Below are 14480 nucleotides of genomic sequence, written 5' to 3' on the forward strand. Positions count from 1 at the left end.
GCGAACTCAATTCGCTGATCGCGACACATCAGGACCGATGCAGTGGGATTTTTTAACGCCAGGGATCAACTCGTCTCAGTAATAGCTTGAATGAGCATGTTGGCCAAGTGTGGCGCCTGAACCTGCATTGAGTAATGCTTCTCTATCGCATCGCGTCCTCGCCGACCCAGTCGCTGGCGCTGATCGGTATCGCTGATCAAATGATCCAACGCCTCGAACCACTGCTCGTGACTCCCCGCCAACAGTCCGCAAGCCCAGTCGTGGACAATCTTTTCATTCACGCCGACCGGAGAGGCGACCACCGGCTTACCGCAGGCCATGTACTGAATCAGCTTGTAGCCGCACTTCCCACGTTCCCAGGGGCCGTCGAGCAGCGGCATGATGCCAACATCAAATGATGCCACCTGCTCTGCCTCGGTATCCTCGGACCAAGGCACGATCTCGACCGGCAGATCCCCGAAGCGCTCCGCCACGTCCGGGCGGGCTCCCACCAGCACCAGGCGCGCGTCGTATTTCTTGCCGATACGCTCCAGCACCGGCGCAAGTTCTGTCACGTATTGTTGGGTCGACGGTGAACCGATCCAGCCGATCACTGGCTGGGCATTCCCCGGCCGCGGCACGAATGGATAGCGCTCGGCGTCGACCACCGTGGGCAGGTACTCGACCCGCCGGGCGCCCGCGCCACAGGCGCGCTCCGCCAAGTAGTCGTTTCCGCAGATCACCGTGGTCGCCTCGGCCATCACCCGGTCGATTTTGCGGCCCAACAGTCGCCGCACCCAGGCGCGGCCAGACAGGTCGTAGTTGTGAAACACCGCGTCATCGTAGTCCACCACGTAGGGCACCCCGCGTGGCATCAGGACGTGTTCAAGCCAGTGCGGCAGGTATGGCAGGGCTTCCTTCTCCACCCACAACAGATCCGCGTCGACAGCGCGCCGCAGATCGCGGGCGCGAACCGCATAGCGTCGGGCCACCAAACTAATCGCGCGTCCCTTGCCCGCGTAAAGCGTTTTCAGATAATCATCGTCGAACAGCGGACGCACCGTTACCTCGATGCCCGCCGTCTCCAAGGCCGGCAGGTACTGCAAAGAGCGAAGGCGGCTGCTGGCCCCGAGACGGCTGTACTTGGAGAGCAGCGTCACCTTCACTGACCAGTCTCCGCACCAGCGGATTCAGCAGTTAACGTCTGGTAGAGATGCCGATACTTCTTCGCCCCCTCCCCCACGGAGAAGTAATCCTCCGCCGCATGGCGGCAGGCACTGGAAGCAAGGATTTCGTCATACCGCGCCAGCAGATCGTGGGCGGCTTGGTCAAGTGCGGACGGGTCCTGCGTGTCGTTGACCACGGTGCCCACCCCGTACGATTCGATCAGCCGGCCAAGGTCACCGATGCCCGTGTTGCCTACCACGGGCACGCCCGCCGCCAGGAATTCGCCCAGCCGGGTCGGCGCGCTTCCCGGTTTCGGCGCAAAGAACATAACGCCGACGTCCATCTCGGCCAGCAAGTCGGGCATTTCCCGGGAAGAGGCGGCACAAACGTCCACCTCGTCGGGCTCCACCCCGGCCTCCCAAGCTGCCTCCAGCACCTTTTCATGATCGTCACGGGTCACGATACTGATGCGGGCGTCGGGGCGGAGCCGTTTCACTGCGCGGAAAAACGCGAAGAAGGCATTCAGGTAGAACCAGCCGCTCAACAACGTGCCCATAGTGCCCACCACGAAGGGACTGCGATCTTCCAGCGTCATCCCGCTGCACTGCTTTGCCGGCACATGGAAGCGATCCACGTCCACGCAGGTGGTAATCACCTCGAATTTCTCTCGCGGCAGTTCCGGGTAGATCTCGAGCAGGTAATCCACCCCCGCCTGCGTCAGGCTCACCACCCGGGCCGCCCGTCGCAGCAACCGTCGCTCCACCCATTTCAGGCCACGATATGTCAGTGAGCCGCGAGCCAGGCGCCCCGCCGTCACCATCTCGTCCGGCCACAGCGCGCGCATGTCAAAGATGAACGGCTTTCGCGTCACCCTGCCGCACAGCCAGGCCGCGATGGCCGGGATGTAGCTGCGGCAATGAACCAGCCGCACATCCCGGTTAAAAGAATGCCGACAGGTCTGCCAGAGCAGCACCAGCAGGTCCCAGGCCGTTGCCAGCAACCGCGGACAGCGGTGGTAGACCTGCGGGTGCCAATCGATGCCGTACTTCGCGCATTCCGCACGCAAGCTCGCCACCGCGTCCTCATCCGCCAGGTCCGCCGGCTTCTCGAAGCTCACCAGCGTGAACGCGTACTCGCCGGATAGCCGGGACAGGTAGCTCAGCACCTGGGAACGGCCCAGAGGCTCGAGCATGCCCGTGTAGGAGAGGTAAAGAGCCCTTGGTTTGTCGGAGGCGCTCACTTCGGGCTATTTCTTGTCACGGACAAGCTGGCGGTAGTACGCAGGTGATACGGCTCGCAGAACGCGGCAAAAGACTTTTCTATAAAGCTTCTTAGGCCGATTGTTTGCATGGGGAAACGGCCGGTCTGGGATGGACTCTCCGAGGAAACGGCAAATATCATCCCACTCAGAATAACGAGTAAAATCCACCTCTAAAAAGGAATTGGGTTTATCTTTGAAGAACTCCCGAACCGCTTCAATATGCCTGCAGTACACATCTTTGGCGGATTTTTCATTATCCTGAAACACTTCGAAGCCGTAAATAACTGGAAACATGCGATAGTATCGATTTTTATAGTTCCCCACACAGGAACTGGCCCAGCTGTCGGGATCGCGATAGGTAAGAACAAACTTAGCATTCGGAAACGTGTGATATGCCCACTGGTAAACTAGCGGCCAAGGCATATCGCGGAATCCGTCAAAGCTTTCAACCGTTTCTCGCAAGCCATGGAAATCCCCGCGAGCGTAAGCGTCCCAATCGCCATCTCTCATTCCGATAACGGAATATCCGAGTTCCTCGAGCGCAGTTTGCAAAGAAGTCGTTCCTGAGCGGTGAAACCCGATATTGAAGACTTTCTGGCCTTTCATTCATTTTTTCCCTGTTCTATACCCCCTTGGGGCAAACCAATAGAACGGTGGGGATAAACTAGCTCATGAGCGAATATTTCCACCGAATAAAAGCGGACCGGGACATGACGGCTTTTCTGGCCAAATAGCGTATCAACAATCGAGGTGCCCGCCGACTTAGGCACATGGGTGAAGATTACCCCCATCTCCCGTTCCCCGGGCAACCATGGATCACCCGAAAACCCGGGCACGTCTCGGACTGCCATTTTCTCTAGTGACAACGGCAAGCGGAACTCGACTGCCCTGATCCTCAATCGAAGTTGCTGCTTGAAAGACAGACTCATACAGACACCCGATCAGCCACAGCATGTTTTACCGGCCGCAACCTCATGAACTCAGCACCTTGAGGTATTCTTCGCCAATCTTTTCCACACTGAAATCCGCCGCCCGCACCCGTAAGGCATTTGGATCATGATTCGCGAATAATGATTCACCAATCGCCAGTGCCAGCGCTTCATCGTCTTCCACCGGCACCAACCGCCCGTAGCGGCCATTCTCCAGGATTTCCGCCGGGCCGGAGCGGCAGTCCGTCGAGACCACCGGCGTACCCGCCGCCAGCGCTTCCACAATGACATTCCCGAATCCCTCCCAGGCGGAGGAGAGGACGAAAAGCCCCGCTGCGCGGTAGAAAGGCCCCGGGTCCGGCACGAACCCACCGAAGTGCACGTGGCCCTCTAGCCCGAGTGCTTGGCGGCGTTCTTCCAGTTCGGCCTGCAACGGGCCGGTACCCAATATCAACAGGGACACGTCTGTGCCGGACCGGACCACGTTTTTCACGGCGGATAGTAGCGTCGGGTAATCCTTGGCCGGTTTGACCGAGCCCACCGCAAGCAAACGTTGGGAAGGTGGGCTCTTCATCCACGGGTGATCATTCCAGCCGTCCGCAACCGTTTTCTCGTCACTGATAGCAACCGGGTTATGGATTACCCGACCGACGTCCGCAGGCAAACCCAAACCGTGAAGATCGTCAACCACACCCGCAGAAACGCCCACCACATCATCTGCAAGCGCATGGATCCAACGGACGCTCGCGCGTAGCGCGAACCCGGAGCGACCATCGTTCTGTGGGGAGCGAGAGAGCGCCGAATGCTCCGACACCACCACCCGCCCACGAAACCGCGCTATCTTCGCGGCCAGCGCCGCCAGCGTTGTCAGCGGCCACATCGACACAAGAAGGGCATCTGGCCGATGCCCGCGCAGATAACGCACCAAGGGCATGAACCCCTGCCTGACCCGGTCCGCCTGTAGGTCAATGACCCGCACCTCCGCCGGCACCTGGCCCAGGAGCACTCCTTCTTTGCGCACCAGCACCAGGTCGACGTCGTGGCCTTTGGCGATGAATTCACGGGCCAGAAGAATGCGCACGCGCTCTACGCCACCTCCGCGGAGATCGGGAACGACTAAAGTGACTTTCATATAATTAAAGCTTTAAACATATATAAATTAGCTAACCTAGATATTTTGATTAAACATCAATAACTAATTGGTGGGAGCATCAAACCAGAAAGTCACATCTCGACCAATGCAGCTACTCAAAAGACGCACATCTTCAGCTAGTTTTTCTTGGATATCGGTAACGATATCTTCAGTTAACGGAGGAATAGGTTGGGACTTTCGGTTTATACTCCTTAGCCAAGACAGAACGCCTAACCTCCACGTGATACCTTGCTTGTTCTTCCAATCGCCTATGGATTTCGATGCTCTATCAAGCAATGGGAAACGCCTCACCTTCGCCGCATTTATTTTCTTGAACGACGTCGGCAATTGTGGCTCAAGATCAAGAAAGTGGAATACACCCGTTAAAACAGCCGCAGGCGCTCGGGCTAAGTCATCGTAAGTAATAAAGTGCAGATGCTCAGACTTTACCAACGACTTGAGTCGATCAACTTGCCAGCCAAGCGCACAAGAAGTGTAATAGGCTAAGTGATCTGGAGGATAACCGGCTAAAACAGAAGCCTCTTCGCCTATGGCGCGACATGCATTCAAAGCGAGAGCAGAACGAAGATCTGGCTCCAGTTCATTTCCATTGAAGATTTGCTGCCGATGCATCGAGGGAATCATTTGCAGAGGATTACGTAGCATCACGATGAAGTGCGCGTCTGGTTGCTCTTGAATAATGTTCGGTACTGCCGTGGGCGAAAAAAGCGACCACACAGAAGCGTCAAAAGCCCACCGCTCATCAACAGACCAGTCTCGATACAACCTAGCGTATTCAGAGCGAGCCGGCGTCAAACAATACTCAGTAGAAAAATAGTGCGGTTCCTTGGCAGGAGGGGCGTAGACTTCAGGGTGCAAGGCTAGCCAGTGAGTCAAGGCAGTGGTCCCGCATTTAGGTGCGCCGAGGATGAAAAGGTTAGGTATTGCGTGACTCATCGTAAACCTATGTACTCTCTTAAAATTCCAAATTTACGCCGCGCGGACAAATGAGAAGACTTTATTATGGAAATAAAATCAGAAAAATCAGGTCTGCTCCCATTTGTTTTCGCTCGATAAAAACTCCGAAACGCTACCTTGTTGTCGATCCAATTTGCAGCTTTCTTGGCTTCAATTGATGACAACAAGCCTTTATCAATTGCCACTTTAAGATCAGTCCGAAGTTGGGCAGCGACACCATCAAATGGCCGGGCGTAAAAGGCCTCAGGTGCGCTAACGTTTGCATCATGCTTCCTATACAGAACTGTACTTTTACTTGAAAAAACAACTCTCCCGGCCAAAACGCTTCGAAAGTAATAAACAATGTCTTCTGTAAAGCAATCCTCTCTAACCCCCCCGAACACCATGTGAAGATCTTTTGGAATGACCCTTGATGGGCCAGATGTGTGCAAGGAACCGCTCAAAAGATCTTTTAACCCAAACAACCTCATATTGCTTGGTAAGCTTGATTTTTTAGACAAAGAACTCGTGGGAGGGGCGCTCCTATGTGCAAAAACATCACCCGAATGGTCAATCAAAGTTAGCGAAGATAAAAATGAATATTTTCTGCTCTCTCCATCCTTTTCAGAAAAGGGGATGAGAATTGACATCGCATACTGTACGCGATCTGGCTTAGAGATATCGTCTCCCGCCGCGAAGGCGACGTATTCTCCGTTAGCCTGTGCCACGATGCTGCTTACATGTGGACCAATCCCAAGATTGGGGTCATTTTTGAGAGCGATAACTCGATGCGGGCCTTTGTAGCCCTCTGCCATCTCCTGCATAATCTCAAATGTCCGATCTGTCGAACAGTCATCCGAGAGTATGATCTCCAACGGTTCGTAGGTCTGGGAAAATGCTCCCTCCACCGCCTCGCGGATGTATTGCTCCTGGTTGAAGGCGAACAGGGCGAAGGTGACGAGCGGGCGGTCGTTGTTTTCTTTCAGTTCAGTCATGAAGAAGTCCTTACTGGCCAGCCGAGGGCGGCGTAGATGCGGGCGACGGGGGCGACTCGGCCGTGGGGCCCGATCCTAGTGAGCACGATGTGACCGCCGACGAAGCCGGTGACGATACCCAGCACCAATGCGGCCACGCCGCCCGTCAGTGGATTGATGAAGGCAAGGCCGAGCGTTGCCATGGTCAGTGCCACATGCAGGCCGCGCAGCTTCAATGACAAGCCTTGCCAACGAAAACATGCAGCCGTCCCGCGAGCCGGTTCAGGACGAGAAATTGCAGAACATAACCCACGAGGAAGGCGAAACCAGCGATTTGGAGGCCGAAGGCGGACAAGCCTAAACAGGTCAGCGCCATTAACGCCAAATTGCAATAAATCTTTGTGAGCAGAAAGATTCGCGGCCTCGCCGCAGCGACGAATGCGAAACCCAGCGGCCAGCAGGCGAGCTTGAACACATTACCAACGCTCTGCCATTGCAATAGGGTCACGGACCCCGTGAACTCATCCGAATAGAGCAGTTAGATGACCAGCGGCGCCAGCCTCATCAGCAGAAGCAGCCCCCCGATCGCCAGACCCAGTTGCAACTGGTCGTTCATCAGGCGGGTAGCCGCCTCGCTGTCATTGATTACTTCCGTCAGGCAGGGATGATAGTTGGCCCTCGTGGCACCCAAAAAACACTCTATGAGGGTCATAAAGATACCTCAGGCGACAGAGAACTGGCCGGCGGCCTCGAGGCCAAGATCCTGTATCAACCACCCGCAGAAGGGCAGAAGCATGGCGCTTGTGAACAGCCTACCTGTGAGAGCCAGCATGTTTAACGACTCTCCGGTCAAACGGCACTTGCCCGCTCGGATGCGGGTTGCTGACTTTTGAGCTTGGAGAGAGCCTGTTCATAGCCGGCATGGAACCGGGCAGCCGACTGCTCGGGCATCACAAGCGCCCGGTAACCGGAAGGTCTCAGCGCGACCCTGTCCATCCCTGCAACAAGCCGACGATAGGCGGAAACTTGCCGAAAGCCGAGACGATCTACCAGCCATCGGGCGGGGGTTAACTGACCAAGACTTTTCAACGTGACCCCACCCAGCTTGCGCTGGCTATTGTCACCTTGTCTTCTTTCTCCAGCATTGGCGTGCCCGATCGGTATTTCGGCAATCTGGAGAATGTCGCAGTCGCCAAACAGGTCGCCGCTGGAGATCCTGCCCTTGCGAATGGCATCAAACGTGATGTACCTGATCTCGTGGAAACCAAATTGTTCGAGTTCCTCTCTAACTCGGCCGAAATCGTAGCAAGCAGCCTTCTCGCTTTTGCAAAAGCTGCCAAAGCTAAACTTGTGACGCAATGGCAGCCCGTTGAACACTTCCTGGTAGAGAGATGGAACACCCTCGGCCGGGTCTCTCAGGGAAATGATCACCGTCGTGGGGATATCCTTGAGCCAGTTTTTGCATTAGCGCGAGCTTTTCCGGCCACGTCCTTCCACCTTGCGTAAGGAGAAACCTTTCCTCGGAGATCAACACATGCTTTCCAGCCCTGATGAGACCGGTTATTTCCTCGCGAAGCTCGACTGCTGCACCTTGGTCATCGTCCTTCAAAGCACGGTGAAGTCGGTTTGCCAAGTCATTCGGGTTCCGTTCCCGCGGCTGATACACCCCGCCATAGATGAAACGAGGGTGCTAGATGCGCTCAAAGACATACTGAAGCGAGGTGGTGCCGCTCTTGGGCGGGCCGATATGGAGGTAGAGATGCTCGGTTATGGACGATCTTCCTTGAGGACGTTTGCAACGACAACCGGTGCATCGTTATTCAAATGTGGTCCGATGGGAAGGCTGAGCACCTCCTCGGCAAGCCGAGTGGCGATAGGAAACGCCTTGTCCTCGAGCTTTAGGGACTCGTATGCCTGCTGCGCATGCGGTGGGATTGGGTAGTGGATTATGGTGCCAATACCCGCTTGATTAAGCCGCGTCTGCAATGTGTCGCGCGCTTTGGTGCGGATGACGAATAGATGCCAGACGGGCTCGGCCCAGTCGGGCACGGAGGGCAAGACTATGTCAAAACCAGTTAAAGTATCCGCATAGCGAGCAGCAAGATCGCGACGTCGCTGGTTCCACTGGTCGAGCACGCTCAGCTTGACGCGCAGAACGGCCGCCTGGATCGGGTCGAGACGGCTATTCACGCCCTGCGCCTCGTGCACGTATTTTTCGCGCGAACCATAATTGCGCAACAGGCGGATTCGCTCGGCGATGGAAGCATCGTCAGTGGTCACCGCGCCGCCGTCACCCAATGCACCTAGATTCTTTCCGGGGTAGAAGCTCCAGGCTACCGCGTCTCCATGGGCGCCAATCCGTCGTCCCTTGTAGCGTGCTCCATGAGCCTGGGCGGCATCTTCCACAACGCGCAGGTTGTGCCGCCGTGCGATAGACAGGATGGGGCCGAGATCTGCGGGTTGGCCGTACAAGTGGACCGGCACGATCGCCCTTGTGCGCGAGGTGATCGCGGCTTCAATACGCTCTGGATCGATATTGTAGGTGGACTCGCGTGGCTCGACGGGGACGGGGGTAGCGCTACACTGAGACACGGCCAGCCAAGTAGCGATGTAGGTATGCGAAGGCACGATGACTTCATCGCCCGGATGCAAACCAACGGCCCGCAGGGCGAGGACAAGTGCATCAAGGCCGTTGCCAACCCCCACGGCATAACCGGCTTCGCAGTAGGACGCGTATTCATCCTCGAACGCCTCTACCTCGGGCCCGAGGATGTAATAGCCACTCTCCAGGACACGCTGGACGGCGTTATCGATGTCTGACTTGAGCTCACGATAGGCGGCCTGTAGGTCGAGGAAAGGGATGTCATCCATCTTGGTCATGCATCAAGAGCTTTCTGTTTGATCGCGCGGTTCCATTAAGCACTACTCAGTGCACCTACTGGTCCGTTGCTCGGCATAGTCGGTCGTTTTCCATATCGTATTCCGCGCCGCATGTGGGGCAGTGCATTTCCTCGAGCTTCTGGCCGCAGTGGCACACGTGGCCCTTTATGGTCGCCGGATTACCGTAGACCACGCCATGTGCCGGTACGTCCCGAGTCACCACGGCACCGGCACCTACCATGGCGTATTCACCGATGACTATTCCGGGGAGGACCGTTGCATTAGCGCCAATGCTGGCGTTTCGGTCGATCGTGACCCCGGCGAACTCCGCGGGGTATTGCCTGGATCGCGGCGTGCGGTCGTTCGTGAAGGTCGCATTAGGTCCGATGAACACGTCATCCGCCACGCGGATGCCGTCCCAAAGATACACGCCCGACTTAACGGTAACCCTGTCTCCGAGCGTGACATCCCCCTCCACCAAGGTGTGCGCGTTGAGGTTGCAGTCCCGCCCGATCCTGGCACCGTCCAGAACCACGCTGAACTGCCAGATCCGTGTGCCCTCTTCGATCTTGCATTCACCGACGTCTGCCAGGTGATGGATGAAAGGCATTATTTCACTCCCGCAAGGAAGCGTTGGTAATCGCGGATATAGTCTTCCTCGTCGTAATGCTCTGATGCCAGCACCAGCAGAACGCAGTCGGCGCTGAAATCGTGCATCTCCCGCCACATCATGCTGTCGATCAGAAGGCCTCGGGTCGGGTTGTCTAGCCAGACATCTTCCCGACTGTATCCATCGTCCAGCACCATGCGGCACCGCCCGGCGACGGGAATGGCGACTTGCCGTAACGCCTTGTGTGCATGGAAGCCGCGGCTAACGCCGGCCTCGGTTCGATAGATGTAATAGATACGGCGGATCGCGAACGGTACCGCCTTCTCTTTGCCGATCTCCACGGCCACCAGGCTACCGCGTTCGTCGCCAAGACTCTGGAAGTCGATCCACTTGACCAGGCTCACACTTCGATCACTCATCGTAGAGTTCGACGTCGGCAAATTTAGGCGCGTTTCGGTCCTTCTCCGAGACCAGCGGTTCGCCGTTACCCGCGAGCGGCCAGTCGATCCCGAGGTCCAGGTCGTCCCAGCGGATGCAGCGCTCGTGCTCAGGGGCGTAGTAGTCAGTGCACTTGTACTGGAAATCCGCCGTTTCAGATGTGACGTAGAAACCATGGGCAAAGCCCGGCGGCACCCAGAGCATGTGCTTGTTCTCTGCGGAGAGGTGTTCGCTTGCCCAATGGCCGAACGTCGATGAGCCGCGACGCAGATCCACCGCCACATCGAAGACCGCGCCGGCGGTCACACGCACGAGCTTTCCCTGAGGTTGATGGATCTGGTAGTGCAGCCCGCGCAGCGTACCCTGGACAGAGCGGCTGTGGTTGTCCTGGACAAAGTCGCAGTCGATCCCACCCTCGGCGAATTTGCGCCGCTCCCAGGTTTCCATGAAAAAACCACGCTCGTCTCCGAAGACAACGGGGTTCACAAGGATGACGTCCGGAATGGCGGTGGGGATGAATTGCATAATGACCTTTCGAGGGAACGAATTAGAATACGGTGTCTTGGAGCACGCGCTGTAGATATTGGCCGTAGCCATTCTTCAGCAGTGGCTGGGCCAGCCCCTCGAGGGCCTCGGCGGTGATCCAGCCACAGCGGTAGGCAACCTCCTCCGGGCACGCGACTTTGAGGCCCTGACGTTGCTCGAGCGTGGCGATGAACTGGCTGGCATCCAACAGGGAGTCGTGGGTGCCTGTGTCCAGCCAGGCGTAGCCGCGGCCCATGATCTCCACGTTGAGCTTGCCGGCGTTCATGTAAGCGATGTTGAGATCGGTGATTTCCAGCTCGCCGCGGGCGGAAGGCTTGAGGTCCTTGGCCAGTCCGACCACATCGTTATCGTAGAAATACAGGCCGGTGACTGCGTAGCTGGACTTCGGCTGCTCGGGCTTTTCCTCCAGGGAGAGGGCTTTGCCGCTTCGGTCGAACTCCGCCACGCCATAGCGCTCCGGATCATGGACGTGGTAGGCGAAAACCGTCGCACCATCGTCGCGCTCCATGGCACTGCCGAGTAGCGCTTCGAATTCATGGCCGTAAAAGATATTGTCACCCAGCACCAGGGCGCACGGGTCGTCGCCGATAAAGTCCTCGCCAATGACAAAGGCCTGCGCTAGACCGTCCGGGGACGGCTGCACGGCGTATTGCAGGTTCAGCCCCCACTGGCTGCCATCCCCCAGCAACTGCTCGAAGCGCGGCGTGTCCTGCGGCGTGGAAATGATCAGGATGTCGCGAATACCCGCAAGCATCAGCGTGCTCAACGGGTAATAGATCATCGGCTTGTCGTAGACCGGCAGTAATTGTTTGCTGATCGACAGTGTTGCCGGGTGCAGTCGTGTGCCAGCGCCACCAGCAAGGATAATGCCCTTTCGGTTCATCGGTCAGATTTCCCTTTCTGCTGCGGAAGATCCATTTCTTCGAGTGCCCGGGCGACACCGATGCGCCAGTCAGGGCGCGTCAGTCCAAAGGTGGTTTCGAGCTTGTGGCAGTCCAGTCGCGAGTTCTTCGGACGGCAGGCGGCCGTGGGGAATGTGTCGGTAGTAACGGCTTCAATAGCATCTGGCTCGACACGAACGGGGACACCCGCGGCCCGAGCCTGCTCAATGACGAAGCGCGCATACCCGTACCAGGTCGTCTCACCGGCGGCAGTCAGATTGTAGATGCCGCGTAGCTCCGGCCGCATCACGGCAGTGCGGACAGCATGCGCTGTCACATCCGCAATAAGCTCAGCGCCCGTGGGTGCGCCGTGCTGATCGTCAATAACTTTCAGTTCATCGCGCTCACAGGCAAGGCGAATCATCGTGCGGATGAAATTGTACCCACGAGCGGCATACACCCAGGCTGTGCGGAAAATGAGGTGGTTTCCGTCCACGACGCGAATCGCCTCCTCCCCTTCCCGCTTGGTCTGGCCATAGACGTTAAGGGGCGATGTCGGATCGTCTTCTCGCCATGGCTGTTGGCCACTACCATCGAAGACGTAGTCCGTGGAGTAGTGAACCAACAGGGCGTTATGTTCCCGAGCCACCTCGGCCATCACGCCCGGCGCGGTCGCATTGATCAGGCGCGCCTGTTCGGGTTCCGACTCAGCCGCATCCACCGCGGTATACGCTGCGGCATTGATGATCACGCCTGGTTTCACAGTGCGAATCGCGGCAGCGACCGCATCAAGATCTGTGAGGTCACCGCGCAGTCCACCCCGTTCGTGACGGTCTAAACTTATCAGCTTTCCCAGAGGATTGAGCGCCCGGCGGAGTTCCCAACCTACTTGGCCGGTCGGCCCGAAAAGAAGCGTCGTCAACGCTACACCCAATACTGCCTGTGGTTAACGTAAAGCCGCTGCCATTGCTCGTTTGACAAAGCCACATCAAGCGGGAAAGTCCAGGCGCGGATCCGAAGCTGGCTGGAATCTCGATGGGATGCTTTTTTAGAACAAAAAGTCATAATGCTGAGCTGTCACTGTACTGATGATGTTGTTTTTCATGCGCGACTAAAACCTTCCTAATCCCGCGCAATCATTTATCGAATGCGGGACTGTCTTACGCGGATTTTACGGATATCCAACGTTTACTGGGCGAAGATTTGTCGCACAAGAACATACCTGAAACTAATTGACCTTAATTTAACTTTACTTCTTTTGGAATTCCAAATTTGGAGCGTTCGAGAGCCGAATACAGTTGGCAACCACCAAATACCCGCACCAAACAGATATCGCCCGAGCGATTTCGTACTCACCTGCACTATCCACAAGCCGATAAACGCATATGGTCGAAGATTTTCTTTGAGGCGCTATCCCCCCTGTACAGGAGGTTTTCCTGAATCACTTTCTCTCTTCGCTCTTTCTCGGGGTCAGATCCATCAATCACAACCGAGTCTATGAAGTCTACGATCTGTTGTTTTTTATATGCCTTATAGTGGGCATCGAGAAGACCCCGCCCGAACCGATTTATTCTATCCCCCACTGCATTATCAGCCATAAGAAAAAGACAAGGCTTGCCAGTCGCAAGGTACTCTGCCAGAAAAGAATTACAGTCATGCATCATCGCGTCAGATGTATTAAATAAATCTTCATAGTCGCCATATATTGCCAGGCCGTTGCCCAAAGACTCCCAAGATTGCCAATATTTATCAGCGGCAGATTTACCCCACTGCGGATTTTTTACCACTTTTTCATACAACAAAGGATGCGGTTTGAAAGCAAAAATACAACGATCACTATATTTCTCAGCTAGTTCGAGGATTAACCAGCAATGCTCTTCAAATGTAGAATATGCTAGGCCAGCATCACCATTTGAAATGGTGTGATGTGGTGCGTAGATTATCCTTTTTCTTTTATCTGTAGCGGATACGGCAACTGAACGCCATGGATCAGTAAATGACTCGGGTAAGAGAAACCTATCTAACCCAGGATAACCGCTCACATAAGTATTTTTCTCGTACCAACTTTTATATTTTTTTGCAATCGACTCATGCCACGGAGACTCCAAAAAATGTCGCCACAGATCTTTGTGAAAAGGTTTAGAGTAGTTCGCTCGGTCATGTATATTCATTGTGAAAAAGTAGGAAACATAACATGGAAGCGCATCACCCCAAGCAGAAAGCTTGTACTGTGGTAATGTACGTTGATAGCTATTCTGAATAAACAAAAAGTCTGGTCGAGGCATCCCTGTTTTGTCTAACGAAACTGCCTCGCCCTTCTGAATCGTTTCAAAGAAACGATAGCCGCGTCGATCACAGAGCGCCACACATTCTTCAAACTCCCGCTTCTGCTCTTCCTCCGAGCTTGGCGAATGAGGGCAGATAACGATATAAGGGTAGAAACGAGGGTTTTGTTCAAGTAGCGAATAAAGATAGCCAAGCTTCCAAACACTAGCATGCACGATCTGAAAAGCAACATTGATACTTTTCTTTTTCTTTATAGTTTTCAATTTTAACCAATACTTGCATCGTAGAAATACGTATCTCGGCATCGCGATAGGAATACCTATAACGCGCTTTATCTTTTGCTTTATCGCCGAAAGACGGCTTCTAGCAATGAGAATTGACTCTGATCCCCTTTGTCCGAATCGCCACTGGCGAGTAGAAGCGATCAGGTTTTCCACGAG

At 55.6% G+C, this 14480-nt stretch carries 17 protein-coding genes; all 17 read right to left on the reverse strand.

What is annotated here, in order from left to right:
- Window positions 1-65 precede the first annotated feature (65 nt).
- Window positions 66-1145 (reverse strand): glycosyltransferase family 4 protein, encoded by a 1080-nt coding sequence (locus EV698_RS06875; protein ID WP_130503354.1) that lies wholly within the window; start codon window positions 1143-1145, stop codon window positions 66-68.
- Window positions 1142-2338 (reverse strand): glycosyltransferase, encoded by a 1197-nt coding sequence (locus EV698_RS06880; RefSeq protein WP_130503355.1) that lies wholly within the window; start codon window positions 2336-2338, stop codon window positions 1142-1144. Before EV698_RS06880 ends, EV698_RS06875 begins: the two co-directional genes overlap by 4 nt.
- A gap of 54 nt (window positions 2339-2392) precedes the next feature.
- The gene (locus tag EV698_RS06885; protein ID WP_130503356.1) at window positions 2393-3013 is read right to left on the reverse strand and encodes a sulfotransferase family protein; all 621 of its coding nucleotides are present in this window, start codon (window positions 3011-3013) and stop codon (window positions 2393-2395) included.
- A gap of 366 nt (window positions 3014-3379) precedes the next feature.
- Complete coding sequence (locus tag EV698_RS06890) at window positions 3380-4468, reverse strand: glycosyltransferase (protein WP_130503357.1); 1089 nt, start codon at window positions 4466-4468, stop codon at window positions 3380-3382.
- 63 nt (window positions 4469-4531) lie between these two features.
- Entirely contained in the window at window positions 4532-5425 is an 894-nt protein-coding gene (locus tag EV698_RS06895) for a sulfotransferase family protein (protein ID WP_130503358.1), read from the reverse strand.
- A complete protein-coding gene (locus EV698_RS06900; protein ID WP_130503359.1) occupies window positions 5422-6420 on the reverse strand; it encodes a glycosyltransferase in 999 nt (332 codons plus the stop codon). Before EV698_RS06900 ends, EV698_RS06895 begins: the two co-directional genes overlap by 4 nt.
- Complete coding sequence (locus tag EV698_RS06905; protein ID WP_130503360.1) at window positions 6417-6641, reverse strand: hypothetical protein; 225 nt, start codon at window positions 6639-6641, stop codon at window positions 6417-6419. Before EV698_RS06905 ends, EV698_RS06900 begins: the two co-directional genes overlap by 4 nt.
- Complete coding sequence (locus EV698_RS06910; protein WP_130503361.1) at window positions 6632-6907, reverse strand: hypothetical protein; 276 nt, start codon at window positions 6905-6907, stop codon at window positions 6632-6634. Before EV698_RS06910 ends, EV698_RS06905 begins: the two co-directional genes overlap by 10 nt.
- 30 nt (window positions 6908-6937) lie before the next feature.
- The gene (locus tag EV698_RS10300) at window positions 6938-7090 is read right to left on the reverse strand and encodes a hypothetical protein (RefSeq protein WP_165385744.1); all 153 of its coding nucleotides are present in this window, start codon (window positions 7088-7090) and stop codon (window positions 6938-6940) included.
- A 158-nt stretch (window positions 7091-7248) separates the two neighbouring features.
- Window positions 7249-7830 carry a hypothetical protein gene (locus EV698_RS06915; protein WP_130503362.1) on the reverse strand — a complete coding sequence of 194 codons (582 nt, stop codon included), beginning with the start codon at window positions 7828-7830 and terminating at the stop codon, window positions 7249-7251.
- Window positions 7831-8166: 336 nt separating this feature from the next.
- On the reverse strand, window positions 8167-9279 hold the full coding sequence (locus EV698_RS06920) for a DegT/DnrJ/EryC1/StrS family aminotransferase (RefSeq protein WP_207220509.1): 1113 nt from the start codon (window positions 9277-9279) through the stop codon (window positions 8167-8169).
- 55 nt (window positions 9280-9334) lie between these two features.
- Entirely contained in the window at window positions 9335-9889 is a 555-nt protein-coding gene (locus EV698_RS06925; protein ID WP_130503363.1) for an acyltransferase, read from the reverse strand.
- Complete coding sequence (locus EV698_RS06930; protein WP_207220510.1) at window positions 9889-10308, reverse strand: sugar 3,4-ketoisomerase; 420 nt, start codon at window positions 10306-10308, stop codon at window positions 9889-9891. Before EV698_RS06930 ends, EV698_RS06925 begins: the two co-directional genes overlap by 1 nt.
- Window positions 10301-10852 (reverse strand): dTDP-4-dehydrorhamnose 3,5-epimerase, encoded by a 552-nt coding sequence (gene rfbC / locus EV698_RS06935; protein ID WP_130503364.1) that lies wholly within the window; start codon window positions 10850-10852, stop codon window positions 10301-10303. The genes EV698_RS06930 and rfbC overlap by 8 nt, the downstream gene beginning before the upstream one ends.
- Before the next feature lie 22 nt (window positions 10853-10874).
- Window positions 10875-11756 (reverse strand): glucose-1-phosphate thymidylyltransferase RfbA, encoded by an 882-nt coding sequence (gene rfbA / locus EV698_RS06940; RefSeq protein WP_130503365.1) that lies wholly within the window; start codon window positions 11754-11756, stop codon window positions 10875-10877.
- The gene (gene rfbD, locus EV698_RS06945; protein WP_130503366.1) at window positions 11753-12676 is read right to left on the reverse strand and encodes a dTDP-4-dehydrorhamnose reductase; all 924 of its coding nucleotides are present in this window, start codon (window positions 12674-12676) and stop codon (window positions 11753-11755) included. The genes rfbA and rfbD overlap by 4 nt, the downstream gene beginning before the upstream one ends.
- Window positions 12677-13115: 439 nt before the next feature.
- Window positions 13116-14477 carry a CDP-glycerol glycerophosphotransferase family protein gene (locus EV698_RS06950; protein ID WP_165385745.1) on the reverse strand — a complete coding sequence of 454 codons (1362 nt, stop codon included), beginning with the start codon at window positions 14475-14477 and terminating at the stop codon, window positions 13116-13118.
- Between the last annotated feature and the right edge of the window lie 3 nt (window positions 14478-14480).

Origin of the sequence: Spiribacter vilamensis, from assembly GCF_004217415.1 — a bacterium.
In the GTDB taxonomy this organism is placed as follows: Bacteria; Pseudomonadota; Gammaproteobacteria; order Nitrococcales; family Nitrococcaceae; genus Spiribacter; species Spiribacter vilamensis.

Bases quoted from the DNA above. Each gene is read 5' to 3' on its own strand.
- EV698_RS06925 (WP_130503363.1), bottom strand. From the start codon at position 9,889: ATGCCTTTCATCCATCACCTGGCAGACGTCGGTGAATGCAAGATCGAA.
- EV698_RS06885 (WP_130503356.1), bottom strand. From the start codon at position 3,013: ATGAAAGGCCAGAAAGTCTTCAATATCGGGTTTCACCGCTCAGGAACG.
- rfbC (WP_130503364.1), bottom strand. From the start codon at position 10,852: ATGCAATTCATCCCCACCGCCATTCCGGACGTCATCCTTGTGAACCCC.
- EV698_RS06890 (WP_130503357.1), bottom strand. From the start codon at position 4,468: ATGAAAGTCACTTTAGTCGTTCCCGATCTCCGCGGAGGTGGCGTAGAG.
- rfbA (WP_130503365.1), bottom strand. From the start codon at position 11,756: ATGAACCGAAAGGGCATTATCCTTGCTGGTGGCGCTGGCACACGACTG.
- EV698_RS06900 (WP_130503359.1), bottom strand. From the start codon at position 6,420: ATGACTGAACTGAAAGAAAACAACGACCGCCCGCTCGTCACCTTCGCC.
- EV698_RS06920 (WP_207220509.1), bottom strand. From the start codon at position 9,279: ATGACCAAGATGGATGACATCCCTTTCCTCGACCTACAGGCCGCCTAT.
- EV698_RS06880 (WP_130503355.1), bottom strand. From the start codon at position 2,338: ATGCTCGAGCCTCTGGGCCGTTCCCAGGTGCTGAGCTACCTGTCCCGG.
- EV698_RS06895 (WP_130503358.1), bottom strand. From the start codon at position 5,425: ATGAGTCACGCAATACCTAACCTTTTCATCCTCGGCGCACCTAAATGC.
- EV698_RS06930 (WP_207220510.1), bottom strand. From the start codon at position 10,308: ATGAGTGATCGAAGTGTGAGCCTGGTCAAGTGGATCGACTTCCAGAGT.